The 25,852-nt window shown below is 59.1% G+C and carries 28 protein-coding genes and 1 tRNA gene; 24 read left to right on the top strand and 5 right to left on the bottom strand.

Going from position 1 to position 25,852, the window contains the following annotated elements; genetic code table 11:
* Positions 1-120 precede the first annotated feature (120 nt).
* The 23 genes from ABNT42_RS10675 to ispF all read left to right on the top strand — a co-directional run bounded on the left by ABNT42_RS10675 (position 121) and on the right by ispF (position 20,401).
* Positions 121-1,101 (top strand): NAD(P)H-quinone oxidoreductase, encoded by a 981-nt coding sequence (locus tag ABNT42_RS10675; protein WP_348696800.1) that lies wholly within the window; start codon positions 121-123, stop codon positions 1,099-1,101.
* A gap of 99 nt (positions 1,102-1,200) precedes the next feature.
* On the top strand, positions 1,201-1,947 hold the full coding sequence (tpiA, locus tag ABNT42_RS10670; RefSeq protein WP_348696798.1) for a triose-phosphate isomerase: 747 nt from the start codon (positions 1,201-1,203) through the stop codon (positions 1,945-1,947).
* 90 nt (positions 1,948-2,037) lie between these two features.
* Positions 2,038-2,454, top strand: a complete 417-nt coding sequence (secG, locus tag ABNT42_RS10665) for a preprotein translocase subunit SecG (RefSeq protein WP_348696796.1) — start codon at positions 2,038-2,040, stop codon at positions 2,452-2,454.
* A gap of 194 nt (positions 2,455-2,648) precedes the next feature.
* A tRNA-Leu gene (locus tag ABNT42_RS10660) sits at positions 2,649-2,733 on the top strand.
* 173 nt (positions 2,734-2,906) lie between these two features.
* Positions 2,907-3,266: an NADH-quinone oxidoreductase subunit A gene (locus ABNT42_RS10655; RefSeq protein ID WP_348696794.1), complete on the top strand. Its 360-nt coding sequence runs from the start codon at positions 2,907-2,909 to the stop codon at positions 3,264-3,266.
* Positions 3,267-3,269: 3 nt separating this feature from the next.
* Entirely contained in the window at positions 3,270-3,746 is a 477-nt protein-coding gene (locus ABNT42_RS10650) for an NADH-quinone oxidoreductase subunit B (RefSeq protein WP_008450353.1), read from the top strand.
* 17 nt (positions 3,747-3,763) lie between these two features.
* The gene (locus ABNT42_RS10645; RefSeq protein WP_161034871.1) at positions 3,764-4,354 is read left to right on the top strand and encodes an NADH-quinone oxidoreductase subunit C; all 591 of its coding nucleotides are present in this window, start codon (positions 3,764-3,766) and stop codon (positions 4,352-4,354) included.
* A gap of 3 nt (positions 4,355-4,357) precedes the next feature.
* Complete coding sequence (locus tag ABNT42_RS10640; RefSeq protein WP_155434983.1) at positions 4,358-5,611, top strand: NADH-quinone oxidoreductase subunit D; 1,254 nt, start codon at positions 4,358-4,360, stop codon at positions 5,609-5,611.
* A gap of 19 nt (positions 5,612-5,630) precedes the next feature.
* Positions 5,631-6,110: an NADH-quinone oxidoreductase subunit NuoE gene (gene nuoE, locus ABNT42_RS10635; protein ID WP_155434984.1), complete on the top strand. Its 480-nt coding sequence runs from the start codon at positions 5,631-5,633 to the stop codon at positions 6,108-6,110.
* Positions 6,107-7,402, top strand: coding sequence for an NADH-quinone oxidoreductase subunit NuoF (gene nuoF / locus ABNT42_RS10630; protein ID WP_348696791.1), 1,296 nt, complete (start codon positions 6,107-6,109; stop codon positions 7,400-7,402). The genes nuoE and nuoF overlap by 4 nt, the downstream gene beginning before the upstream one ends.
* Before the next feature lie 22 nt (positions 7,403-7,424).
* A complete protein-coding gene (nuoG, locus tag ABNT42_RS10625; RefSeq protein ID WP_348696789.1) occupies positions 7,425-9,755 on the top strand; it encodes an NADH-quinone oxidoreductase subunit NuoG in 2,331 nt (776 codons plus the stop codon).
* Entirely contained in the window at positions 9,755-10,840 is a 1,086-nt protein-coding gene (gene nuoH / locus ABNT42_RS10620) for an NADH-quinone oxidoreductase subunit NuoH (RefSeq protein WP_155434987.1), read from the top strand. The genes nuoG and nuoH overlap by 1 nt, the downstream gene beginning before the upstream one ends.
* Before the next feature lie 12 nt (positions 10,841-10,852).
* Positions 10,853-11,341 carry an NADH-quinone oxidoreductase subunit NuoI gene (nuoI, locus tag ABNT42_RS10615; RefSeq protein ID WP_155434988.1) on the top strand — a complete coding sequence of 163 codons (489 nt, stop codon included), beginning with the start codon at positions 10,853-10,855 and terminating at the stop codon, positions 11,339-11,341.
* Between the two features lie 79 nt (positions 11,342-11,420).
* Complete coding sequence (locus ABNT42_RS10610) at positions 11,421-12,050, top strand: NADH-quinone oxidoreductase subunit J (RefSeq protein ID WP_155434989.1); 630 nt, start codon at positions 11,421-11,423, stop codon at positions 12,048-12,050.
* Positions 12,047-12,355: an NADH-quinone oxidoreductase subunit NuoK gene (gene nuoK / locus ABNT42_RS10605; protein ID WP_008450334.1), complete on the top strand. Its 309-nt coding sequence runs from the start codon at positions 12,047-12,049 to the stop codon at positions 12,353-12,355. The genes ABNT42_RS10610 and nuoK overlap by 4 nt, the downstream gene beginning before the upstream one ends.
* A gap of 48 nt (positions 12,356-12,403) precedes the next feature.
* The gene (gene nuoL / locus ABNT42_RS10600; RefSeq protein ID WP_348696785.1) at positions 12,404-14,503 is read left to right on the top strand and encodes an NADH-quinone oxidoreductase subunit L; all 2,100 of its coding nucleotides are present in this window, start codon (positions 12,404-12,406) and stop codon (positions 14,501-14,503) included.
* Between the two features lie 31 nt (positions 14,504-14,534).
* Positions 14,535-16,040, top strand: coding sequence for an NADH-quinone oxidoreductase subunit M (locus ABNT42_RS10595; protein ID WP_348696784.1), 1,506 nt, complete (start codon positions 14,535-14,537; stop codon positions 16,038-16,040).
* Positions 16,041-16,056: 16 nt separating this feature from the next.
* On the top strand, positions 16,057-17,562 hold the full coding sequence (gene nuoN, locus ABNT42_RS10590) for an NADH-quinone oxidoreductase subunit NuoN (protein ID WP_348696782.1): 1,506 nt from the start codon (positions 16,057-16,059) through the stop codon (positions 17,560-17,562).
* Positions 17,562-17,867: a DUF2818 family protein gene (locus tag ABNT42_RS10585; RefSeq protein ID WP_348696780.1), complete on the top strand. Its 306-nt coding sequence runs from the start codon at positions 17,562-17,564 to the stop codon at positions 17,865-17,867. The genes nuoN and ABNT42_RS10585 overlap by 1 nt, the downstream gene beginning before the upstream one ends.
* A 33-nt stretch (positions 17,868-17,900) precedes the next feature.
* On the top strand, positions 17,901-18,455 hold the full coding sequence (locus ABNT42_RS10580) for an NUDIX hydrolase (RefSeq protein ID WP_348696778.1): 555 nt from the start codon (positions 17,901-17,903) through the stop codon (positions 18,453-18,455).
* The gene (locus tag ABNT42_RS10575; protein WP_348696776.1) at positions 18,455-19,174 is read left to right on the top strand and encodes a hypothetical protein; all 720 of its coding nucleotides are present in this window, start codon (positions 18,455-18,457) and stop codon (positions 19,172-19,174) included. Before ABNT42_RS10580 ends, ABNT42_RS10575 begins: the two co-directional genes overlap by 1 nt.
* A 5-nt stretch (positions 19,175-19,179) precedes the next feature.
* Positions 19,180-19,899 carry a 2-C-methyl-D-erythritol 4-phosphate cytidylyltransferase gene (gene ispD, locus ABNT42_RS10570; protein WP_348696774.1) on the top strand — a complete coding sequence of 240 codons (720 nt, stop codon included), beginning with the start codon at positions 19,180-19,182 and terminating at the stop codon, positions 19,897-19,899.
* 13 nt (positions 19,900-19,912) lie between these two features.
* On the top strand, positions 19,913-20,401 hold the full coding sequence (gene ispF, locus ABNT42_RS10565) for a 2-C-methyl-D-erythritol 2,4-cyclodiphosphate synthase (protein WP_348696773.1): 489 nt from the start codon (positions 19,913-19,915) through the stop codon (positions 20,399-20,401).
* 28 nt (positions 20,402-20,429) lie between these two features.
* Here ispF and ABNT42_RS10560 read toward each other — a convergent pair whose 3' ends face one another.
* Positions 20,430-21,215 (bottom strand): transporter substrate-binding domain-containing protein, encoded by a 786-nt coding sequence (locus ABNT42_RS10560; RefSeq protein ID WP_348696771.1) that lies wholly within the window; start codon positions 21,213-21,215, stop codon positions 20,430-20,432.
* Between the two features lie 128 nt (positions 21,216-21,343).
* Here ABNT42_RS10560 and ABNT42_RS10555 point away from each other — a divergent pair, with 128 nt between their 5' ends.
* Positions 21,344-21,652, top strand: coding sequence for a hypothetical protein (locus tag ABNT42_RS10555; RefSeq protein WP_348696769.1), 309 nt, complete (start codon positions 21,344-21,346; stop codon positions 21,650-21,652).
* 38 nt (positions 21,653-21,690) lie between these two features.
* On the opposite strand, the gene ABNT42_RS10550 is transcribed toward ABNT42_RS10555, so the two are convergent.
* The 4 genes from ABNT42_RS10550 to ABNT42_RS10535 all read right to left on the bottom strand — a co-directional run bounded on the left by ABNT42_RS10550 (position 21,691) and on the right by ABNT42_RS10535 (position 25,718).
* On the bottom strand, positions 21,691-22,671 hold the full coding sequence (locus ABNT42_RS10550; RefSeq protein WP_348696767.1) for an FHA domain-containing protein: 981 nt from the start codon (positions 22,669-22,671) through the stop codon (positions 21,691-21,693).
* Positions 22,668-24,179: a serine protease gene (locus tag ABNT42_RS10545; RefSeq protein ID WP_348696766.1), complete on the bottom strand. Its 1,512-nt coding sequence runs from the start codon at positions 24,177-24,179 to the stop codon at positions 22,668-22,670. The genes ABNT42_RS10550 and ABNT42_RS10545 overlap by 4 nt, the downstream gene beginning before the upstream one ends.
* Before the next feature lie 25 nt (positions 24,180-24,204).
* Positions 24,205-24,858, bottom strand: coding sequence for a GTP cyclohydrolase II (ribA, locus tag ABNT42_RS10540; RefSeq protein ID WP_348696764.1), 654 nt, complete (start codon positions 24,856-24,858; stop codon positions 24,205-24,207).
* 158 nt (positions 24,859-25,016) lie between these two features.
* Positions 25,017-25,718 carry a pirin family protein gene (locus tag ABNT42_RS10535; RefSeq protein WP_348696762.1) on the bottom strand — a complete coding sequence of 234 codons (702 nt, stop codon included), beginning with the start codon at positions 25,716-25,718 and terminating at the stop codon, positions 25,017-25,019.
* Between the last annotated feature and the right edge of the window lie 134 nt (positions 25,719-25,852).

Raw genomic sequence — 25,852 nt, 5'->3', positions numbered from 1 at the left:
ATGCGAATGTAAATAGGAATTGATCTCATTAACATCTTGACTCTCATTTCGGGAGTGGCGACGTCATAGTCGCTGCTGGCGTACAATTGCCGTTTGACCAAGTTTGCTAGGAGAGGGTAGATGCGCGCGATACAGATAGTTCAGCCCGGTGCGGCCGAAGTTTTGCAGCTGTGCGAGCGGCCTATGCCTGTGGCCGGTGCCGGCGAAGTACTGATCAGAGTCCATGCGGCCGGTATTAATCGTCCCGACGTACTGCAGCGCAAGGGGATGTATAACCCGCCCGCCGGGGCCTCCGATCTGCCGGGGCTGGAAGTGGCGGGCGAGATTGTCGACGGCGATCTGGACTACACCACATTTGATATAGGTGATGCTGTCTGTGCGCTGGTGCAGGGCGGTGGCTATGCCGAATACGTGGTGGCGCCTATCGAGCAGGTGCTGCCTGTGCCCAAGGGCTGGAGCATGCTGGAAGCGGCCACCATTCCCGAGAACTATTTCACGGTGTGGAGCAATGTCTGGGACCGTGCCCGGCTAGCGGCCGGCGAAACGCTGCTGGTGCAGGGCGGCAGCTCGGGTATAGGCGTGACCGCCATCCAGCTGGCCAGTGCGCTGGGGCACCGCGTGTTCGCCACTGCCGGCAGCGACGATAAGGTGGCCGCCTGCGTCAAACTGGGCGCAGAGCGTGGCATCAACTACCGCAGCGAAGATTTCGCCGCCGTCGTAAAAAACCTGACCGATGGCCGGGGTGTCGACGTGATTCTGGATATGGTGGGTGGTGACTATCTGCCACGCGAGATCGATTGTCTGGCCGATGATGGCCGCATCGGCCTGATCGCCACGTTGGGTGGTGCCAAGGCTAACGTGGATCTGGGACAGGTGCTGCGCCGCCGGCTGACTATCAGCGGCTCCACGCTGCGGCCCCGTTCGCCCGCGTTCAAGGGCGCGATTGCGCGCCAGTTGCTGGAAAAAGTCTGGCCCTTGTTGGCGTCGCGTAAGCTGCAACCGGTAATCTACGAGGTTTTCCCGCTGGAGCAGGCCGCCGCCGCCCACGCTTTGATGGAGACTAGCCAGCATGTCGGCAAGATCATGCTGCAGATCATATAGTCGATGTCAGTGTGGCAAGCACGGTACGCTGTCAGCCCGTGGTTTGACCGGTATTCCGGCAACGCGTTAAAATAACGGGTTATTGAATTTTAGGCTACTATGCGACGCAAACTTGTCATCGGCAACTGGAAGATGAACGGCAACCGTGCCGCCAACTCCACGCTGCTGTCCGGTATTCTGGCCGGTCTGAACGATTTCGGTGCCGACTGCGCAGTGTGCGTACCGGCGCCTTATCTGGCGCAATGTGAATCCCAGCTGCAGGGCAGTGCGGTAGCGTGGGGTGCGCAGGATCTTTCCGTGCACGCCAGCGGCGCCTACACGGGCGAAGTGGCAGCAGCCATGCTGGTGGACTTCGGTTGCCGCTATGTGCTGTGCGGTCACTCCGAGCGTCGTGCCTATCATTATGAAAGCAATGAACTGGTCGCGCAGAAAGCCCGTGCGGCGCTGGCAGCCGGTCTGACGCCAGTGGTGTGCGTAGGTGAAACGCTGGATCAGCGCGAAGCCGGCGAAACGGCGGCCGTGATCGGCGCCCAGTTGCAGGCCGTGCTGGATGTGCTGGAAAACAGCGAGCTGATCAAGATTGTGGTGGCTTATGAGCCAGTCTGGGCTATCGGCACGGGCAAAACTGCAACACCGCAGATCGCGCAGGAAGCGCACGCGCTGCTGCGTGCACAACTGGCGGCCAAGGATGCGGTAGCTGCAGCCAGCATGCAGATTCTGTATGGCGGCAGCATGAAGCCGGAAAACGCCAAGGAACTGATGGTGCAGCCCGATATCGACGGCGGCCTGATTGGCGGTGCAGCACTGAAAGCAGCAGATTTCCTCGGCATTATTCAGGCCGTTTAAATCGACGTAGTCGCAGTATTGAGTCTTAGTCGAATTAAGTATTAAGCAGTAAATAGCAGTAAAAACACTTTTATTTTTGAATGGAATAGCATGAACACTTTGTTCAATCTGGTTATCGTAGTTCAGGTTCTGTCGGCCATCGCCATCATTGGTCTGGTGCTGCTGCAGCATGGTAAGGGTGCCGATATGGGTGCCGCCTTCGGTTCGGGCGCTTCGGGCAGCCTGTTCGGTGCCACCGGCTCGTCGAACTTCATGTCCAAATCGACCGGCATCGCAGCTGCGATTTTCTTCAGTGCCACCCTCGCGCTGTCGTATATCTCGAGCCAGCGTGGCGATACCGTCAGTGGCGGCGTCATGGATAAGGCAGTACCGGCAGCGCCGGCACCTGCGGCGCCAGTCACCGGCACGGCAGCTATTCCGACTGCACCTGCAGCGGCTCCGGCAGCAGCACCTGCTGCACCAGCGGCACCGGCCGCCAGCGGCCCGGCTGCTTCGATTCCGAAGTAAGTCTGACGTAAGATATAAGTTGTGACATTGCCGGCCTGATAAGCCGGCTGCTGAATATTTTGGCAGTTGCGGGTTTCTCTGCTCGAAAAAAACAATTCAATAGGTATCTCAGCAAATATTTATCGTTTTTCGTCTTGTTTTAACGCAATTCGCATTAACAAGATTGTGAAAAAGCGTTAGAATAATGGCCTAACGCCGACGTGGTGAAATTGGTAGACACGCTATCTTGAGGGGGTAGTGGCGAAAGCTGTACGAGTTCGAGTCTCGTCGTCGGCACCAGAAATTCAAGGCCAGCATAAGGAGCACCGAAGTGACCCTAAGCTGGCTTTTTTACGAGGATGTGTCGTTCGATCCTGGTCTAAGTTGTTATACGATTGGGGCGAACGTTAAGAGCACCGCAAAACACCGCAGTGTGTCCTTTTAACCGACCGTTCAATATAAGCTCATCAATCGTGAACCTCGAAAATTATCTCCCCGTCCTGCTGTTCATCCTCGTCGGTCTCGGCGTAGGCATACTCCCGCAAGTACTTGGTCATATCCTTGGCCCTAAGCGCCCTGATGCGGCTAAACTTTCTCCGTACGAGTGCGGTTTCGAAGCGTTCGAAGATGCGCGCATGAAGTTCGACGTGCGCTACTACCTGATCGCAATTCTGTTTATTTTGTTCGACCTGGAAACGGCATTCTTCTTCCCATGGGGCGTATCCATGCGCGAACTGGGCTGGGGCGGCTTCGTCACGATGATGGTGTTCATTGCTGAATTCGTTGTCGGTTTTTGGTATATCTGGAAGAAAGGTGCCCTTGATTGGGAATAAGCCATGGCTATTGAAGGCGTATTAAACGAAGGTTTCATCACCACCTCGGCCGACAAGCTGATCAACTGGGCGCGTACGGGTTCCATGTTCCCGATGACGTTCGGTCTGGCCTGCTGTGCGGTTGAAATGATGCACGTGGGCGCGGCCCGTTACGATATGGACCGCTTCGGCGTAGTGTTCCGTCCTTCGCCACGTCAGTCCGACGTGATGATCGTGGCCGGCACGCTGTGCAACAAGATGGCTCCCGCGCTGCGCAAGGTCTACGACCAGATGCCGGAACCGCGCTGGGTTATCTCGATGGGCTCCTGCGCGAACGGCGGCGGCTACTATCACTACTCCTACTCCGTGGTACGCGGTTGCGATCGCATCGTGCCGGTGGACGTCTATGTGCCGGGCTGCCCGCCAACGGCTGAGGCGCTGCTGTATGGCATCATGCAGTTGCAGAACAAGATCAAGCGTACCAATACGATCGCACGCTAACGGGGTCGTTTCAGAATATGACTACACATTTAGAACAACTGCAAAACGCCCTCGGCACTGCCCTGGGCGATCGCGTTACTACTACCGTTGCACTGGGTGAGATTACGCTGGTCGTGGCTGCGGCCGACTACTACGGCGTGATGCAGACCCTGCGCGACGATGCGACGCTGGGCTTCGACACCATGATTGACCTGTGCGGCGTGGATTATTCGACCTATGGCGACGGCGCCTGGGACGGCCTGCGTTTCGCCGCCGTGACCCATCTGCTGTCCGTCAAGCACAACTGGCGCGTGCGCGTGCGCGTGTTCGCACCGGACGACGATATGCCAGTGCTGGCCTCCATCGTGCCGCTGTGGCGCGCTGCCAACTGGTACGAGCGCGAAGCGTTCGACGTCATGGGCATTCTGTTCGAAGGCCACAACGACCTGCGCCGCATCCTGACCGACTACGGCTTCATCGGCCACCCGTTCCGCAAAGACTTCCCTGTATCGGGCTATGTCGAAATGCGCTACGACCCGGAACAGAAGCGCGTGATCTACCAGCCGGTCACCATCGAGCCACGTGAAAACGTGCCACGCGTGATCCGCGAAGAAAATTACGGGAAGTGACACATGGCAGAGATTAAAAATTACACCCTGAACTTTGGTCCGCAGCACCCGGCAGCGCACGGCGTGCTGCGTCTGGTGCTGGAACTGGACGGCGAAGTGATCCAGCGCGCCGACCCGCACATCGGCCTGCTGCACCGCGGCACCGAGAAGCTGGCCGAGCAGAAGACCTTCCTGCAGTCCGTGCCTTATATGGACCGTCTGGACTACGTTTCGATGATGTGCAACGAGCACGCCTATGTAATGGCCATCGAAAAACTGCTGGGCGTGGAAGTGCCACTGCGCGCGCAGTACATCCGCGTGATGTTCGACGAAATCACCCGTATCCTGAACCACCTGATGTGGCTGGGCGCGCACGCGCTCGACGTCGGTGCGATGGGTCCGTTCCTGTACTGCTTCCGCGACCGTGAAGATCTGTTCGACTGCTACGAAGCCGTGTCCGGCGCGCGTATGCACGCAGCCTACTATCGTCCCGGTGGCGTGTACCGCGATCTGCCTGATGCGATGCCACAGCACCGTCCGTCGATCATCCGTTCGGCCAAGGCGATCAGCAAGCTCAACGAAAACCGTCAGGGTTCGCTGCTGGACTTCATCGAAGACTTCACCCGTCGTTTCCCGACCTATGTGGACGAATACGAAACCCTGCTGACCGACAACCGTATCTGGAAACAGCGTACCGTCGGCATCGGCGTGGTCTCGCCGGAAGATGCGAAAGCCATGGGCTTCACGGGCGCCATGCTGCGCGGTTCGGGCGTGGCCTGGGACTTGCGCAAGCACCAGCCTTACGAAGTCTACGATTTGATGGACTTCGATATTCCAGTCGGCACCAACGGCGATTGCTACGACCGCTATCTGGTGCGTGTGGAAGAACTGCGTCAGTCCAACCGCATCATCAAACAGTGCGTGGAATGGCTGCGTAATAATCCCGGTCCTGTCATGACCGACAACCGCAAGGTTGCGCCTCCGGGCCGCGTCGACATGAAGACCAATATGGAATCGCTGATTCACCACTTCAAGCTGTTTACCGAAGGCTTCCACGTCCCGCCGGGCGAGGTGTACAGCGCGGTGGAACATCCGAAGGGCGAATTCGGCATCTATCTGGTTTCCGATGGCGCCAACAAGCCGTACCGCATGAAGCTGCGCGCACCTGACTACGCGCACTTGCAGTCGCTCGATGAAATGGCGCGTGGCCACATGATCGCCGACGCCGTGACCATCATTGGTACGCAAGATATCGTGTTCGGCAGTATTGACCGCTAAGTCCGAGAGGCAGAAAAGTATGTTGTTATCTGAGCAGTGTTATAAAAAAATCGACCGCGAGCTGGCGAAATATCCAGACGACCAGCGTCAATCGGCCGTGATGGCTGCGCTGGCCCACGCGCAAGTAGAACTGGGCTGGGTCTCGCCGGAAGTCATGCAGGAACTGGCTGACTACATCCGCATGCCGGCTATCGCCGTGCAGGAAGTGGCCACTTTCTACAATATGTACAACCTCAAGCCGGTCGGTAAGCACAAGATCACTGTGTGCACCAACCTGCCTTGCGCACTGTCGGGCGGTGTACGCGCCGGCGAGCACCTCAAGGACAAGCTGGGCATCGACTACCGTGGTACCACGGAAGACGGCGAGTTCACCCTGATCGAGGGCGAGTGCATGGGCGCCTGCGGCGACGCACCGGTGCTGCTGGTGAACAATCACCGTATGTGCAGCAAAATGAGCAATGAGAAAATCGACGCACTGGTGGAGGAGCTGAAGAAATGACCTCCCTGCATAACCGTCACATCGACCCCGTCATTCTCGCCGGCCTGGACGGCAAGAACTGGCATCTGGAAGACTACGTCAAGCGCGGTGGTTACAGCGCGCTGCGCCGCATTCTGGAAGAGAAAATCACCCCTGAGCAGATCATCGCCGACCTGAAAGCGTCGTCGCTGCGCGGCCGTGGTGGTGCAGGCTTCCCGACCGGCCTGAAGTGGAGCTTCATGCCACGCCAGTTCCCCGGCCAGAAATACCTCGTCTGCAACTCGGACGAAGGCGAACCGGGTACGTTCAAAGACCGCGACATTCTGCGCTACAACCCCCATGCACTGATCGAAGGCATGGCCATCGGCGCTTACGCCATGGGCATCACGGTCGGTTACAACTACATCCACGGTGAAATCTTCGAGGTGTACAGCCTGTTCGAAGAAGCACTGGAAGAAGCCCGCGCGGCCGGCTTCCTGGGTGACAAGATCATGGGCAGCGATTTTAGCTTCCAGCTGCACGCGCACCATGGTTATGGCGCTTACATCTGCGGCGAAGAAACCGCGCTGCTGGAATCGCTGGAAGGCAAAAAAGGCCAGCCACGCTTCAAGCCGCCGTTCCCTGCGTCGTTCGGTCTGTATGGCAAGCCAACCACGATTAACAACACCGAGACCTTTGCTGCCGTTCCGTTCATCCTGAATATGGGTCCGGAAAAATATCTGGGCATGGGTCGTCCGAACAACGGCGGTTCCAAGATCTTCTCGATCTCGGGCGACGTTGAGCTGCCGGGCAACTACGAAGTACCTCTGGGTACGCCGTTTGCCAAACTGCTGGAACTGGCAGGCGGTATGCGCGGCGGTAAAAAGATCAAAGCCGTTATCCCGGGTGGTTCGTCCGCTCCGGTGATCCGCGGCGAAGTGATGATGAACACCGACCTCGATTACGATTCGATCTCCAAAGCGGGTTCGATGCTGGGTTCGGGCGCCGTCATCGTCATGGACGAAACGCGTTGCATGGTCAAGGCGATGGAACGTCTGGCTTATTTCTACTTCGAAGAATCGTGCGGTCAGTGCACCCCATGCCGTGAAGGTACGGGCTGGATGTACCGCATGATCCACCGGATTGAAAACGGTCAGGGTCGTCCTTCGGATCTGGATGTGCTGAACTCGATCTGCGACAACATTCAGGGCCGCACTATCTGCGCTCTGGGTGATGCGGCAGCAATGCCTATGCGCGCGTTCATCAAGCAATTCCGCGAAGAATTTGAATATCACGTCGAGCACAAGCGCTGCTTAGTGCCCGCTTACATTTAAGCTGCGTCAGGTAACGATCACCATGGTTGAAATCGAAATAGACGGCAAAAAAGTCGAAGTCCCTGCTGGTAGCATGGTGATGGACGCCGCCAACAAACTGGGAACCTACATTCCGCACTTCTGCTATCACAAGAAATTGTCGATCGCTGCGAACTGCCGTATGTGCCTCGTCGAAGTAGAGAAGGCGCCTAAGCCTTTGCCAGCATGCGCTACGCCCGTTGCGGCCGGCATGATTGTGCGCTCTGCTTCCGACAAGGCCGTACAGGCTCAGAAGTCGGTGATGGAGTTCCTGCTGATTAACCACCCGCTGGACTGCCCGATCTGCGATCAGGGCGGCGAATGCCAGCTGCAGGATCTGGCCGTAGGTTACGGCAAGACCACTTCGCGCTACGAAGAAGACAAGCGCGTAGTGGCGCCGAAAGACGGCGGCCCGCTGGTCTCCATGCAGGAGATGTCGCGCTGCATCCAGTGCACCCGTTGCGTACGTTTCGGTCAGGAAGTGGCCGGCGTGATGGAACTGGGTATGATCGGCCGCGGCGAACATTCCGAAATTACCGCTTTCGTCGGTCAGACCGTGACCTCGGAAATGTCGGGCAATATGATCGACCTGTGCCCGGTAGGCGCACTGACCTCCAAGCCATTCCGCTACAGCGCCCGTTCGTGGGAACTGTCGCGTCGCAAATCGGTATCGCCACACGACGGCCTCGGCGCCAATCTGATCGTTCAGGTGAAAGCGGGCAAGGTCAAGCGCGTGCTGCCACTGGAAAACGACGCCGTCAACGAATGCTGGATCTCCGATAAAGACCGCTTCTCCTACGAAGGTCTGGACAGCGCTGACCGTCTGACCCAGCCTATGCTCAAGCAAGGCAACGAGTGGAAAGAAGTTGACTGGCAGACCGCGCTCGAATACGTGGCGCACGGCCTGAAAAACATCCGTCACGAACACGGTGCACAGTCGCTGGCCTCGCTGGCTACGCCGCACTCGACGCTGGAAGAACTGCACCTGCTGCAGAAACTGACCCGCGCCATGGGTTCGGACAGTGTTGACACCCGTCTGCGTCACGCTGACGTGTCGCTGCAAGGCGTTGCGCCTTGGCTCGGTATGTCGATCGCCGACTTCGGCCAGCTGAACCGCGCTTTCGTGATCGGTTCCTTCCTGCGTAAAGATCATCCGCAACTGGCCACGCGTCTGCGTCTGGCAGTGAAGGGCGGCGCCAAGCTGTCCATCCTGCACGCGACCGACGACGACCTGCTGATGAACGTCGCTAACAAGATGATCGCTGCACCGTCGGACTGGCTGGCAGCACTGTCGCAAGTCGTCGTTGCTGTGGCTGCCGCCAAAGGCGTGGCTGCTCCGGCCGGCTTCGAAGGCGTACAGGCTGATGCCGCTGCGACCGCCATCGCTGCTTCGCTGCTGTCGGGCGATGCTGCACTGAGCCGTGGTGTATTCCTCGGTAACGCTGCTGCCCAGCACCCACAGGCTGGCGCGCTGCACGCTGCCGCCCAGTGGATCGCTGAGCAGACCGGTGCCAAGTTCGGCTACCTGACCGAAGCTGCTAATACTGTTGGCGCTTACATCGCTAACGCCAACGGCGCCTCGGCACCAGCTTTCAGCGAACAGAAAAAAGCTTACCTGCTGCTCAACGCCGAACCAGCGTTCGACGCGCACAACCCGCAAGCCGCTGCCAGCGCGCTGCAGAACGCCGACATGGTGGTTGTCATGTCGCCGTACAAGCACGGCATGGAATACGCCGACGTGCTGCTGCCAGTGTCGCCATTCAGCGAAACTTCGGGCACCTTCGTCAACTGCGAAGGCCGTGCACAGAGCTTCAACGGCACCGTCAAGCCGCTGCTGGAAACCCGCCCTGCATGGAAAGTGCTGCGCGTTCTGGGTAACATCCTCGGCCTGTCGGGCTTCGAGTATGAAACTTCGGAAGCCATCCGCGACGAAGTGCTGGGCGCCGGCGTGACCGACGTAACGTCCAAGCTGAACAACCGCAGCGCCGCTGCACCGGTGGCCGCGCAAATCGGCAACGGTGGCACCGAGCGTATCGCCGATGTACCGATCTACTTCGCCGACGCCATCGTGCGCCGTTCCGAGCCGCTGCAACAGACCGCCGACGCGGCTGCGCCGAAAGCGCATCTGTCGGCAGCGCTGGCCCAGCAACTGGGTGTGGCTGCAGGCGATCTGGTGAAAGTGACCCAGGGTGCCGGTAGCGCCACGCTGGTTGCTGCCATCGACGCAGCGCTGCCAGCCCGCACCGTGCGTGTCGCTGCAGCCCATGCATCGACTGCTGCGCTGGGTAGCATGTTCGGTTCTATCACTGTTGAAAAAGCAGGAGAGGGTAAATAATGGCTCTGCCTGAATTCGTAACGACTATTAATGCCATGGGCGCCAACAGTGTGCTGGCCCCGGCATGGCCGCTGATCTGGGCCATGATCCGTATCGTGGTGGTACTGATGCCGCTGATGGGTCTGGTGGCTTACCTGACCCTGTGGGAACGTAAGTTCATCGGCTGGATCCAGATCCGTGTGGGCCCTAACCGTGTTGGTCCTGCCGGTCTGCTGCAGCCTATCGCCGATGCGCTGAAACTGCTGTTCAAAGAGATCATCACCCCGGCCAAGGCTAACCCTGGTCTGTTCGTGATCGGTCCTATCATGACCATCATGCCGGCACTGGCCGCATGGTCGGTGGTGCCGTTCGGTCCTGAAGCCGTACTGGCCAATGTGAACGCCGGTCTGCTGCTGCTGATGGCAATCACCTCGATGGAAGTGTATGGCATCATCATCGCCGGCTGGGCTTCGAACTCTAAGTACTCCTTCCTCGGCGCGATGCGTGCTTCGGCACAGATGATTTCCTACGAAATCCCGATGGGCTTCGTACTGGTGGTGATTCTGATGGTGTCCGGTTCGCTGAACTTCGGCGAAATCGTCGCCAGCCAGCAGCGCGGCATGATGGCGGCGCAAGGCCTGAATCTGCTGTCGTGGAACTGGCTGCCACTGCTGCCACTGTTCGTGGTGTACCTGACTTCCGGTCTGGCCGAATGTAACCGTCACCCGTTCGACGTGGTGGAGGGCGAGTCGGAGATCGTTGCAGGTCACATGGTGGAATACTCGGGTATGGCCTACGCCATGTTCATGCTGGCCGAATACGCCAACATGATCCTGATCGCCACGCTGGCTTCGATCATGTTCCTCGGTGGCTGGTCGGCACCGCTGGCTGCACTCGAATTCTGGGGCGGCTTCGGTGGCTTCTTCTGGCTGTTCGCTAAGGTCTTCTTCCTGGTCTCGGTGTTCATCTGGGTGCGCGGTACCTTCCCACGCTACCGCTATGACCAGATCATGCGTCTGGGCTGGAAAGTGTTCATCCCTCTGACGCTGGTGTATCTGGTACTGGTGGCAGGCGTGATGCAGACCTCCTGGAATATCTGGAAGTAAGGATTAGAGAATATGGAACGTTTAAAAGATTTCATCGGCAGCTTCATGCTGACCGAACTGATCAAAGGGATGGCGCTGACGGGCAAATATATGTTCTCGCGCAAAATCACCGTGCAGTATCCGGAAGAGAAGACGCCGATGTCGCCACGTTTCCGTGGTCTGCATGCACTGCGTCGTTATCCTAACGGTGAAGAGCGCTGCATCGCCTGCAAACTGTGCGAAGCAGTGTGCCCGGCGATGGCGATCAGCATCGAGTCGGAACAGCGTGCTGACGGTTCGCGCCGTACCACCCGTTACGACATCGATCTGACCAAGTGCATCTTCTGCGGCTTCTGCGAAGAATCCTGCCCGGTCGATTCCATCGTTGAAACGCATGTACTGGAATACCACGGCGAAAAACGCGGCGATCTGTACTACACGAAAGAGATGCTGCTGGCAGTTGGTGATCGCTACGAATCAGAGATCGCCGAAGCACGCGCAGCCGACGCTCCTTACCGCTGATCGTTGCCGGCCCTGTGCCGGCATCTCAGTGTCGCTGTTTGACTGTGATTCTCAATTATGTACGTCTCTTGGGTTAGTTATGGAATTTAAAACTGCTTTGTTCTACGCCTTCTCAGCCATCATGATTCTGGCTGCGACGCGCGTTATCACGGCCCGCAACCCGGTGCACGCAGCACTGTTCCTGGTGCTGGCGTTCTTCTCGGCGGCCGGCATCTGGATGCTGCTGGAAGCGGAGTTCCTCGCCATCGTGCTGGTACTCGTCTACGTGGGCGCCGTGATGGTGCTGTTCCTGTTCGTGGTGATGATGCTCGATCTGGACACCGACAAGATGCGCCAGGGCTTCTGGAGCTATCTGCCACTGGCTTCGGCCATCGGCGCGCTGATCGTGCTGGAAATGGCGGCCGTGCTGTGGCGCTCGTTCTACGCAATGGATCAGCAACCGGTCAACGCCGGCAATATCGGCGGCACCAAAGAACTGGGCCTGCTGATCTACACCAAATACATCTACGGCTTCGAAGTCGCTGCAGCAGTGCTGCTGGTGGCTATCATCGCTGCCGTGGCGCTGACCCTGCGCAAGCGCAAGGACATCAAATATCTCGACCCGTCGGAAGCGGTACGCGTCAAGCGTAACGACCGTCTGCGCATCGTCAAAGTCGATGCCGTCAGCACGCGCGGCGCGGCCGAAGCAGAAGTTAAGGAGGCACCATGACTTTATCGCTGGCTCATTACCTCGTTCTTGGCGCGATACTGTTCGCGATCTCGATCGTTGGTATTTTCCTCAATCGCAAAAATATCATCGTCCTGCTGATGGCCATCGAACTGATGCTGCTGGCAGTGAACATGAACTTTATCGCGTTCTCCCATTATCTGGGTGACGCGGCCGGGCAGATCTTCGTGTTCTTCATTCTGACCGTCGCCGCTGCCGAATCGGCAATCGGCCTCGCGATTCTGGTGGTGATGTTCCGTAATCTGGACACCATCAATGTAGAAGACCTGGATAGCTTGAAGGGTTAATCCTTCGTGGCTAAGTTCAATTTCGAATAATAACGATTAAGGTTCATCATGGCGGTTACTCTTAACCCTAATCTCCTACTGGCCGTACCACTGGCGCCGCTGGCCGGCTCCGCGATTGCCGGCCTGTTAGGAACACAATTTTTCGGCAACGTGGTGGGGCGCAAGGTCTCGCATACGGCGACCATTCTGGGCGTGCTGGTAGCATTCATCCTGTCGGCGATGACGTTGAACGACGTGATCGGCGGTGCTAGCTACAACGGCACCGTGTACAACTGGATGACGGTTGGCACCATCAAGCTGGTGGTCGGCTTCCAGATCGACGCGCTGTCGGCGATGATGATGTGCGTGGTGACCTTCGTGTCGCTGATGGTGCACATCTACACCATCGGCTACATGGCAGAAGATGAAGGCTACAACCGCTTCTTCGCCTACATCTCGCTGTTCACCTTCTCGATGCTGATGCTGGTTATGTCCAACAACTTCCTGCAACTGTTCTTCGGCTGGGAAGCTGTGGGTCTGGTGTCGTACCTGCTGATCGGCTTCTGGTACACCCGCCCGACCGCCATCGTGGCCAACATGAAAGCCTTCCTGGTCAACCGTGTGGGTGACTTCGGCTTCATCCTCGGTATCGGTCTGCTGCTGGCTTACGCCGGTTCGATGGACTATCAGGAAGTGTTCGCCAAGAAGGACCAGCTGGTGTCGCTGACCCTGCCGGGCACCGACTGGGCACTGCTGACCGTGGCCTGTATCTGCCTGTTCATCGGCGCGATGGGTAAATCGGCCCAGTTCCCGCTGCACGTCTGGCTGCCAGACTCGATGGAAGGCCCGACCCCGATTTCGGCTCTGATTCACGCGGCAACCATGGTTACCGCCGGTATCTTCATGGTGACCCGTATGTCGCCACTGTTCGAACTGTCGGATACGGCGCTGTCCTTCATCCTCGTGATCGGCTCGATTACGGCGCTGTTCATGGGCTTCCTCGGCATCATCCAGAACGACATCAAGCGCGTGGTCGCTTACTCGACCCTGTCGCAGCTCGGTTACATGACCGTGGCACTGGGCGCATCGGCTTACTCGGTGGCGGTGTTCCACCTGATGACCCACGCCTTCTTCAAAGCGCTGCTGTTCCTGGGCGCCGGTTCGGTGATCATCGGTATGCACCACGATCAGGACATCCGCAACATGGGTGGCCTGCGTAAATACATGCCTATCACCTGGATCACTTCGCTGCTGGGTTCGCTGGCTCTGATCGGTACCCCGTTCTTCTCCGGCTTCTACTCGAAAGATTCGATCATCGAAGCAGTAGGGGAGAGCCACCTGTGGGGCGCAGGCTTCGCCAACTTCGCCGTGCTGGCTGGCGTGTTCGTGACCGCGTTCTACTCGTTCCGTATGTACTTCCTGGTGTTCCACGGTGAAGAGCGCTTCGGCAAAGCTCACCATGACGACCACCACGCCCAAGCTCATGCTCCGGCTGCAGCCGCTGCACACGACGATGGCCACGGCCATGACGATCATGGTCACGATGACCACGACGATCACGCGCACCACGGTCTGGCTCCGGGCCAGAAGCCGCACGAGTCGCCATTCGTTGTATGGTTCCCGCTGGCGATGCTGGCCATCCCTTCGGTCATCATCGGCTATCTGGCTATCGGCCCTATGCTGTACGGCGATTTCTTCAAAGGCGTGATCACCTTCGGTGCTAACCACCCTGTGATGGAAGAACTGGCACACGAGTTCCACGGTCCCGTGGCCATGGCTACCCATGCTCTGACTTCGCTGCCACTGTGGCTGGCGATTGCCGGTGTAGCGACTTCGTACTACTGCTACATGATCAACCCGCGCGTTCCTGCCTGGTTCTACGAGAAGTTCAAGTTCCTGCATACCCTGCTGGAGAACAAGTACTACATGGACAAGTTCAACGAGACCGTGTTCGCCGGCGGCGCACGCCTGCTGGGCAACGGACTGTGGACTGTGGGCGACCGCACCCTGATCGACGGCCTGCTGGTCAACGGCAGCGCCAAAGTGGTGGGCTGGTTCTCGACGCTGACCCGTTTGGCGCAGACTGGTTATATCTACCACTACGCGTTTGTCATGATCCTCGGCATTCTGGGGTTCCTGATCTACTTCCTGCCGTTTTGGCACGCTTAATTAGCTGATACGCAAAGAGATAAAGATAACCATGATGCAGTCAACTATATCTACCTTACCTCCGTACCTGAGCCTCGCGATCTGGCTCCCGATTGTCTTCGGCCTGATCGTGCTGGCCATCGGTCGCGATACCAACGCCGCGCTGGTGCGCGTTGGTTCGCTGATCGGCGCTCTGGTGAGCTTCGCTGCCACCATTCCGCTGATTACCAACTTTAACAACGCCGCGCACGGCATGCAGTTCGTCGAGCGCTCGCCATGGATCGAACGTTTCAACATCTTCTACTCGCTCGGTATCGACGGCCTGTCGCTGTGGTTCGTACCGCTGACCGCCTTCATTACCGTGATCGTGGTGATCTCGGCATGGCAGGTGATCCAGAAGCGCGTCGCCCAGTACATGGGTGCGTTCCTGATCCTGTCGGGTCTGATGATCGGCGTGTTCGCTGCCATGGACGGCCTGCTGTTCTACTTCTTCTTCGAAGCGACCCTGATCCCGATGTACATCATCATCGGTGTGTGGGGTGGTGAAAACCGCGTGTACGCTTCGTTCAAGTTCTTCCTGTACACCTTCTTCGGTTCGCTGCTGACGCTGGTCGCCATCATCTACCTGTACAAAGTGTCGGGCGGTAGCTTCGACATCCTGATGTGGCACAAGATTGCCCTGACGATGAAAGAGCAGATCTTCATCTTCCTGGCCTTCTTCATGGCCTTTGCCGTGAAAGTACCAATGTTCCCAGTGCACACCTGGCTGCCAGACGTGCACGTGGAAGCGCCTACCGGTGGTTCCGCCGTGCTGGCTGCCATCATGCTGAAACTCGGTGCTTACGGTTTCCTGCGTTTCTCGCTGCCGATCACCCCGGACGCATCGAAATATCTGGCTGGCTTCGTTATCACCCTGTCGCTGATCGCCGTGATCTACATCGGTCTGGTGGCACTGGTACAGAAAGACATGAAAAAGCTGGTGGCTTACTCGTCGATCGCCCACATGGGCTTCGTCACGCTGGGCTTCTTCATCTTCAATGAAATGGCAGTGCAGGGCGCTATCGTGCAGATGATCTCGCACGGCTTCATCTCGGGCGCCATGTTCCTGTGTATCGGTGTGCTGTACGATCAGGCGCACTCGCGCCAGATCGCCGACTACGGTGGTGTGGTCAACAAGATGCCGAAGTTCGCAGCCCTGTTCATCTTCTTCTCGATGGCTAACTGCGGCCTGCCAGCGACTTCCGGCTTCGTCGGCGAGTTCATGGTGATCCTCGGCGCTACCCAGTACAACTTCGTTATCGGTCTGCTGGCTGCCACTGCGCTGATCTTCGGTGCTGCCTACTCGCTGTGGATGGCCAAGCGCGTGATCTTCGGCAAAGTAGCCAACCACCACGTAGCAGAACTGGTTGATGTGAACGGTCGTGAATTCTTCATGCTGGGCATCCTGGCTGTTGCAGTGCTGGCGATGGGCCTGTACCCAGCCCCATTCACTGACACCATGCAAACCTCGGTTGCAGACCTGCTGGCGCACGTCGCCAAGAGCAAGCTGCCGTTCTGATAGCGGAAACAAAACAATGACTACTCCAATTCCACAAGCTGTTATCGACATGGTGCCGGTGTACCCAGAAATGGTGCTACTGATCGGTGCCTCGGCGATCCTGTTGATCGACATGTTCCTCAAAGAGGGACAGCGTTCGCTGACCTATCTGCTGTCGTTGGCGACGCTGCTGGTTGCCGGCGTTCTGAGCTACAACGACTTCGTAACCGGCCACACGGTCTACACCTTCAACGGTATGTTCGTGTCCGACCCGATGGCTAACCTGCTCAAGGTATTCACCTACCTGACGGCTGGCCTGACGCTGGTGTATTCGCGCCAGTACGCTGATGATCGCGGTATGCTGAGCGGTAATCTGGGCGGCGAGTTCTACGTGCTGGCCCTGTTCACCGTGCTGGGCCAGATGGTGATGATCTCCGGTTCCAACTTCCTGTCCGTGTATCTGGGCGTGGAACTGATGTCGCTGTCGCTGTACGCACTGGTTGCTCTGCGCCGTGACAACCACAAAGCTACCGAAGCTGCGATGAAGTACTTCGTACTGGGTGCGCTGGCTTCCGGCTTCCTGCTGTACGGTATCTCGATGCTGTACGGTGCGACCGGTACGCTGGACATCCGTGGCGTTTCGGCCATGGTCGCTGGCGGTACCGTGAACAAGACTGTACTGATCTTCGGCGTGGTATTCCTCGTCGCTGGTCTGGCCTTCAAACTGGGCGCTGTTCCATTCCACATGTGGGTACCGGACGTGTACGAAGGTTCGCCAACGGCAGTGACCCTGCTGCTGGGCGGCGCACCGAAAATCGCTACCTTCGCGATCTGCATCCGCCTGCTGGTGGAAGGCCTGATGCCACTGGCATTCGACTGGCAGCAGATGCTGATGATCCTCGCCGTGCTGTCGCTGGCGATCGGTAACATCACTGCTATCGCTCAGACTAACCTGAAGCGTATGCTGGCTTACTCGACCATCGCACAGATGGGCTTCGTTCTGCTGGGCCTGCTGGCTGGCGTGGCCGGTACCACCGACCGCACCGGTGCATCGGCTGCCTACAGCGCTGCCATGTACTATGTGATCACCTACGTGCTGACCACCATCGGTAGCTTCGGCATGCTGATGCTGCTGTCGCGTGCTGGCTTCGAAGCTGAAAATCTGGCTGACCTGAAAGGTCTGAGCAAGCGTAATGGCTGGTTCGCCGTGGTCATGTCGGCGCTGATGTTCTCGCTGGCCGGTGTGCCACCGCTGATGGGCTTCGCTGCCAAGTTCTCCGTTCTGACCGCCGTGCTGGGCACCGGCCAGATCTGGCTGACCGTACTGGCTGTGATGTTCTCGCTGATCGGCGCGTTCTACTACCTGCGCGTGGTGAAAGTAATGTGGTTCGATGAAGCTGCCGACGAGTCGCCTATCGTCGTCAAGGCTGACATGAGCGTTGCTCTGAGCCTCAACGCGATCGCCATCGTGCTGCTGGGCGTACTGCCAGGCCCGCTGCTGGCAGCCTGCCTGAAAGCCATGACCATCACCCTGAACACCTGATGGATATTTCGGTAGCAAGCTGGTTGGTCATCGTCATCGCGATTGCGGCGGCCAACCTGCCATTCTTTAACGAGCGCGTCTTCGCGCTCGTTCCCAGCCGCTGGGAGAGCAAGCCGCTGTTCGTGCGGCTGATCGAAATGATCGTGCTCTTCTTTGCGGTCGGTGTCATCGGCTTCGCCCTCGAAGGCCATCTCGGCAACCGCTTCCCGCAAAACTGGGAGTTCTACGCCATCTCCGCCTGCCTGTTCATCGTGCTGGCTTTCCCCGGATTTATTCTGCGTTACCTGCGCAAGCGCCACGACTGATACACTATCGTTCTTCAACGACGTGGAGCAGGCATGGACAAACATCTGGTAGAAACCCGTATCGACGGTGAACTGGTCTACGACGGCCATTTCCTCAAAATCCAGCGCGATACTATCGAACTGCCGGACGGCCAGCATACCAAGCGCGAATACGTGCTGCATCCGGGTGCGGTAGTCATTCTGCCGCTGCTCGATGATGGCACGGTGCTGATGGAACGCCAGTTCCGCTATCCGCTGCATCGGGTCTTCATTGAATTCCCGGCCGGTAAAATCGACCATAACGAAGACCCGCTGGCCAGCGCCAAGCGCGAGCTGGAAGAAGAAACCGGCTATACGGCCAGCGAGTGGCAGTACGTCACGCGCATCCACAATGCGATTGCCTATTCGGACGAGCATCTCGATCTGTATCTGGCGCGCGGCCTCAAAGCTGGTCAGCAGAAGCTCGATGACGGCGAGTTCCTCGAAACCTATACGGCTACTATCGACGAATTGCTGCAAGGCGTGCGCGATGGATCGATTACCGATGTGAAGACGGTGATCGGTATCTTCTGGCTCGACAAGCTGCGTTCGGGCGACTGGAAGCTGTAATGGCGACGCGCGCGCTGATAGCGTGGGCGGGCTGCCTTGCGGCCGCCGCGCTGTGGGTGACTGCTTCCAGCGCAGCGGCGGCAGAGCGCACCCCATTTCAGGTGCGTTGCGAAGACACCATCGCCAAGACAGTCTCCGTGCTGTCCTCGCGCAGCAACGGTTACACCATCAACAACCAGCTACCGTTCAACCAGCTGACGGCGCGCAGCGGTAGCGCTGCCAATGGCATGGCAACGCTGGGGCTGACGGTGACCAATGGCCAGTACAGCGTGAAGCTGGGCGGCAGTATTTTGCAGGATGCCGCCAGCGGCTACGAATGCATCGCGCCGCGGGTCGATCTGTCGCTCAATTATTCGCCTGTGCTGATTTACGTGAGCAACGAGTTCGCGCCCGGTTCGTGCGGCTATCAGGTGATACTGGAACATGAGCAGCGCCACCTGCAGGCCTATATGGATAATCTCGCGCGGGTGGAAAAAGTGGTGCGCGATGCGCTCAACAAGCGCTTCGATGCGAAGCCGCTATACGCGCCATCGGGCACGGCCATGTCGGCGCTCGAACATGAAATCAGCAGCCAGTGGTTCCCGTTTATCCGCGACGAATTCGACAAGGGCAAGGACAAGCAGGCGCTGATCGATACGCCGGAAGAATATGCCCGTATGGGCAAGGTATGTAACGGCGAGATCGCCGCCACTATCCTGAAACGCTTACACAGACAATAATCATCATGACCGAAACCAATCTGCCGCGCCGCTATGTGGCCTTGCTGCCCGCTGCCGGTGTGGGCGCCCGCATGGCAGCGTCCTGCCCGAAACAGTACCTGATGGTGGCAGGCCAGCCCATGCTGCGCCACGCTGTCGAAGCATTCCGCGCCAGTACGCTGATCAGCCATACCTATGTGGTGGTGAGTGCCGAAGACGGCTACATCGACGAGGTGCTGCCCGTAGGACTGGAAGGCGTCACAGTACTGCGCTGCGGCGGCGCCACCCGTATGGACAGCGTGCTCAATGGCCTGCGCGCGCTACAGCACCAGATCGCCGATAGCGACATGGTGCTGGTGCACGACGCTGCACGCCCCGGTCTGACGCCGGCGCTGATCGCCCGCCTGATCGACGGCGTGGGCGATGATCCGGCCGGTGGTCTGCTGGCACTGCCAGTGGTCGATACCGTCAAGCGCAGCGCACCGTCGGCCAACGGTGTGTGCGCTGCTGCCACCATTTCGCGCGACGGCATGTGGCTGGCGCAGACGCCGCAGATGTTCAGCTTCCATCTGCTGCTGCGCGCGCTGGGCCGCGCTACCGATCCTAACGCGATCACCGATGATGCCAGCGCCGTCGAACTGCTGGGCCTCACACCGCGCCTGATCGAAGGCCATCCGCGCAATCTCAAAGTCACGCTGCCGGCCGATATCCGTATCGCCGAGATGTATCTGGCCGCAGGCGAATAACACAGGACAGACTATGCTCAAACTTCCATTCCGTATCGGTCAGGGTTACGACTGCCACAAACTGGTCGAAGGCCGCAAACTGATCATCGGCGGCGTCGAGATTCCCCACCATCTGGGGCTGCTTGGCCATTCCGATGCCGACGTGCTGCTGCACGCGATTACCGACGCGCTGCTAGGCGCGGCAGCGCTGGGCGATATTGGCAAGCATTTCCCCGACACTGATCCGCAGTTCAAGGGCGCCGATTCGCGCACGCTGTTGAAAGAGGCCGCGCGCCGCGTGGTGGCCACCGGCTACCGCATCGGCAATATCGACGCCACCATCATCGCCCAGCGGCCCAAGATGGCGCCGCACATCGGCGCCATGTGCGCCAATCTGGCGCAGGATCTGGGACTCGATATCAGTCAGGTCAACATCAAGGCCAAGACCAACGAAAAGATGGGCTATTTGGGGCGCGAAGAAGGCATCAACGCCGAAGCCGTGGCCTTGCTGCTCGCTGACTGAGCGTACGCCCGGCGATATTAGGCACGGCTTAGCTGTGCGGTGCGCATGCCGTCGAAGGCGGCGCGTTGAACAGAGGCTGCAGTTTGTGGTTGCGCACGATCTGTTCGATGGCGCTATTCAACGCTGGCAGCTTGCTGATCAGGGGCGTATCCTTGGCGATGGCAAAGGTAATCGGGTTGGCCTCGATAGGCTTGCCGCGGATAAGCAGCCTGCCTACACCGGGGAATAGGCAGTTCAACTTATCTTCGAGATGCTGCGGATTCAGCAAGCTGGTGACGATGATGGCGTCCACCCGGCCGGCCCTCAGCATCTTGATCTGACTGGCCATATTCGTAGCGTTCTGTTCGACTTTGAACAGGCTATTGCGGCGCTGTTCGAATTCGGCACCGTAGCTGGCACCGCTCATGATAGAGATTTTCTTGTTGCGCAAATCGTTCCACTGGCGGAACACCAGCGGTGCCTGTTCGGTCGAGAGCAGCCATTGGTTGGCGTAGCCTAGCGAGGCAGAGAACTCGAATTTGCGCAGGCGTTCGGGAGTTGCTTCGGCACCGTACAAGATGCCTTGACCGGTCTCGGTCATGAACAGCGCTCGTCGCCATGGCAGCGGGTGCGCCACCAGTGGCAGGCCCGATTTGCTGGCAACCAGGTCTATAATTCGCGGAGCGGTAGGCTGGCTGTGGGTCGGACGGCCCTGGGCATCCGGCTCGCCAGGTAAGTAGACGGCGACTTCGCTGCTTGCTGCTGCGCTGCGGCCGGCCAGCAGGAAAAACAGGGTCGCTGTAGTGATAGCGGTGCGACAAGAACGGATCTGCATTGCAAAAGGCGCTAAGGTTTCTAAAATACGGAAGGCATTCTGCCATACAGCAGCGTGCAGCCTGAATCACAAATATGAAGATCGTGGGTCGAGTTGTGTAGGCACAGGTCTGAGCCTGTAATTGGGAGATGACGTTGGCACGAGATATTTATGCTTACCGGCAGGTGGCAGTGCAGTCGGTGTCGGATGGGCGCCATGTGTGGATACAACCCGTGCCGGGGCAGGCGTTTGCGCCCAGCCTAAGGGTGCATTGTGCGCGGGCGCTGTGTGACACCGCGGTCTACCCGTTGGGGACCTGCTTTCTGCTCGATGCCAAACTGACCGACCGACTGGGCGGCACGCCGTATCTGTATGCGTGGCATGGCGATGCGGTTGAGGTGCTGTCGCCCGCGCGTACGCGGGCGTTTCTGGCCGAGTTCAAGCGCGGCCGGATCTAGCTGGCCGAGTCCGGCGAGGCTATGCGCGCTGGGCAGATTTATTCGCTGTCTTCGTCTTCGTCGTCGCCGGTGCTGCTGCCGCGGGTGCGGGCTGCATCGGCTGCATTGCGCAGCGCGGCGGCATCGGCCACGAACTGGTCCACGCTGCGGTCGGCGCTCAGGTGCCACTGCGGTGGTAGCAGTGCCGACATGTACAGCTCGTCGCTGGCACGGCCGCTACCCTGCAGGTTGAGCAGCAACAGCAGCATGGCGCTGGCGGCATAGGTGATGCCGCTGCCTATTGCATAGCGGTGCGGGTGATGCGGCTTGATGGTGCGCAGGTGGAAGTACAACATGCTACAGGCGATCGCCAGTATCACCAGATTGCCGTAGCGGGTCAGCATGCTGGCATCCCACGCATAGGCCATGGTGGTGCTGGCGAGCCGCCACAGGCCCATCACACACAGGCCGGCACCAAGGATAAAGACGTGGCGGCCAAAGCGCGCATGGCTGCCGAACAGGCGGTTAGCCAGCGCCCACGCGCCGCTCCACAGCAGACCCGCGCCAAGGCAGGAGGCCAGTGCCAGCACATAGCGCACCAGCGCAAAATTCTCGATATCGTTGAACCACGTTTCCACTAGCGCGAAGGCGGTGGTCAGCAACAGGCCGGTGATGGCCGGTGCTGCGCCTTCCCAGCTGTGCATGGTGGTGTCGGCCAGTTCTGGCGCTACCACGAAGTCGGCGCTGCGCACACGCAATCGGGTGTGGCCCAGCCGGATTACGCGGTGGCCGTCCAGCGCGATGGCCTCGCAGCGCTTGCCGCCGTAGTAGCTGCCGTTGATGCTGCCTAGATCGCGCAAGAGCAACTGACCGTGCTCGTCGAGGTCTATGCTGGCGTGGCTGGCCGCGCTGTGGGCATCGTCGAGGATCACGTCATTGTCGTAGCCGCGGCCGATGCGGATCGGTAGTTGCTGGAGGCGGTGGCGGTGCAGCACGTCGCCATTGCGGGCGAGGATTTCAACGAAGTAGGGGGCGTTCATCGGGCACCGCCTTTCGCCGCCGGTGCACGCGTGAGTGCACCGAGGAAGGCACGCGTCAGGCGCAAGCCGTTTTCATACGAAACGCCGCGTGCATCGATGCGGCTCTGCAAACTCATCAGGCCGTGGTCGGTGCTGGCGGTTAGCAAAGCGAAGTCGTACAGTCCGGCGAATTTGCGGTAGGCGCGCACGCACAGCACGGCGCGCAAGGGCAGCTTGCTGTTGTTGACGAAATCTTCCGTGCACTGGGGCGCGGTCAGGCGGCTATCCTTGTTGTTGCCGAAGTTTTCGTTCTTGAACGAGGCGCTGGCCAACTGGGCGAAGCGGTATTGATCGAGCCCCGCGCTGCGCAGGAACTGGTGGCGGATGGCGATCTGACCCGTCTGCAGACTGCCGCTGACGAAAATCGCCGACTCCATCGCGCAACTGGCGTCGTCCACCGTGAAAGGCTTGTCGGCCTTGACATTGGAACGTCCCCAGCAGCGCATCTGTTCCGATTCGCGCACGGGCACCTGATATGGCCCCATGGTTTTCAGGCTCAGCGGGGCAGCCAGCAACTGGTCGACCATGGCGCTCTGATGGCGTAGCAACTGGGCGGCGACGATGCCGGTAAAGCTGGCCGGTGGCTTGGCCTGCTCGCTGACTTGACGCAGCAGATCTTGCGCATAGCGCGCCGGTACGAGGAAACTCACCAGTTCACCATCGAGCCGCTTGGAGACGTTGATGCCGGCCACCGCGCCATCGACGGTGACGCTGGGGCCACCGCTCATGCCGGAGTTGATCGGGCCGGTGAACATCAGTTGGTCGTAGAAGCTGCGCGCAATCACGCCGTTGTAGGCGCCTTCGGAAATGGCAAAACCCAGATCGAGCGGATTCCCCAGTGCATATAGATACTGACCCTGCGTCAGACGCGCGAGTTTTTCCGGCATCTTGAAGAAGCCCGTGCCGTTGCGGTTCACCCGCAGTACGGCCAGATCGTGCAGCACATCGACGGCCAGCAGTTCCACATTGCCGCGCTGACCGCTGGTATCGACCCATTCGCCCACATAGGTGTCGGGGTCGAGTGCGAACTGGGACACCACGTGGTAATTGGTGATGACCAGATTGCTGGTGCCGATCAGGAAACCGGAGCCGACCGACGACTGGGTGCGGCCGCTTTTGAGCAGGGTGCGTACTTGCAGCAGATCGTTGCGGGCGGCGCCATACAGGTGCTGGGCTGCGCTCGATGGTGGCGGCAGCGGGGCGCTATCGGCGTCGTCTTCTTCGCCGGCCGCCTGTGCGGCAGGATCGCTGCTACGTGCAGCAGGGGCTGCGGGAACTGCAGGGGCAGAGGGCGCAGGCTTGCGCTGTGCCTTGCTATTGGCTGCGTGATTGGCGCTGGTACTGTTAGCCGCAGCGCTGACGGGAGCGCTGGCCGCAGTGCCCGTGCCGACAGCCGCGCCGGATGCGGCCCAGACAGCGCTGGCGCTGCCGCTAAGGAGCCATGTAACGATCAGTCGCTGAAGCTTCATGCCATCCTTTTACTGGGGCCGGTAATTACAGCGCGCCATCCTCCACGGGGGCGGGCGTCAGCGGCGTCATCATGTGACCCAGCTTGGCTGCCTTGGTGTCCAGATAGTGCTGGTTGAAGGCATTGCGGTTGACCAGCAGGGGAACCCGTTCCGCTACTGCCACGCCGAGCTTGCCGACAGCATCAATCTTACGCGGATTATTGGTCATCAGGCGCAGTGATTTCACACCGAATTGCGCCAGCATGGGTTGTACCATGCTGTAGTTACGCTGGTCGGGCTGGAATCCCAGCTGCACATTGGCCTGCACCGTGTCGGCGCCGGCTTCCTGCAGGCGGTAGGCGCGGATTTTATTGACCAGACCGATGCCACGGCCCTCCTGACGCAGATACAGCAGGATGCCACGGCCTTCTTCGGCGATCTTGCGCAGCGCGCCTTCCAGTTGGGCGCCGCAGTCGCAGCGTTGCGAGAACAGTACGTCGCCCGTCAAGCATTCGGAATGCACGCGTCCCAGTACGGGTTCGCCGTTGCCCACATCGCCCAGCACCATGGCCAGATGCTCTTTGCCCGTGCTTTTCTCGACGAAAGCGTGCAGGGTGAACTGGGCCCAGGGCGTCGGCAGGGCGCACGAAGTCGTGTATTCCAGGTCCACGTTAGCCGGGGTTGTTGCACTCTGCGACATAATTCTGCTCTTTAAATAGTGTTCTACAAGGTAAAAAACGCGCGCCGGGCTGTTCGAACAGACCCGGCGCGCCCCTCATGATACCAAAACTGGCGGAAAGTTTTTTTAGGCCGGCCTCTAGCTTTCAGTTGCGGCTAGCGGCCAGCCTGCCAGCCCCCTTAGCGGGGCAGGTCGAACACGAGGATTTCGGCATCCTCGGCACCGGCCAGCGTGACGGCATTCTCGTCGCTGAGCTTGAGCGCATCGCCGCCTTTGAGTGCCACGCCGTTCACCGTCACCGTGCCACGGATCACATGCACATAGGCTAGCCGTCCCGCTGCCAGCGGGTGTTCCAGCTGGTCGCCTGCGGCCATGATGGTGGCGTACAGGGAGGCATCCTGCTGGATGTGCAGCGAGTCATCACGACCATCAGGTGAAGCGATCAGGCGCAGCTTGCCCTGTTTGCTTTCCAGCGGGATGTGCTTTTCCTCGTAGCCCGGTGCCGTACCAGTGCGGTCTGGCTCGATCCAGATCTGCAGGAAATGCACCTGCTCGGTACGCGAATGGTTGAATTCACTGTGGCGCACGCCCGTGCCGGCGCTCATGCGCTGCACGTCGCCATAGTGCAGTACCGAGCCCGTGCCCATGCTGTCCTTGTGTTCGAGCGCGCCGCTGAGCACGTAGGAAATGATTTCCATGTCGCGGTGGCCGTGGGTACCGAAGCCCTGACCGCCCATCACACGGTCTTCGTTAATTACGCGCAGTGGACCGAAACCCATGTGCAGCGGGTCATGGTAGTGGGCGAAGGAGAAGCTGTGGTGGGAATCGAGCCAGCCGTGTTGAGCGTGGCCGCGGGCTTCACTAGGACGAATTTGCAACATGATAAGGCTCCATTTCTTTTCGGGTTAATGTGCGATAATTTTGAACATCGTTCTTACCGCTGCATCCATGAACGACAGTATAAAGACTCCTTTTCGTTTTAAAAAACGGAAAATTTACAATTCAATCATCGAAA

Source organism: Duganella fentianensis (assembly GCF_964031615.1).
GTDB lineage: Bacteria > Pseudomonadota > Gammaproteobacteria > Burkholderiales > Burkholderiaceae_D > Rugamonas > Rugamonas fentianensis_A.
This window is presented reverse-complemented; position numbering and strand designations above follow the sequence as displayed.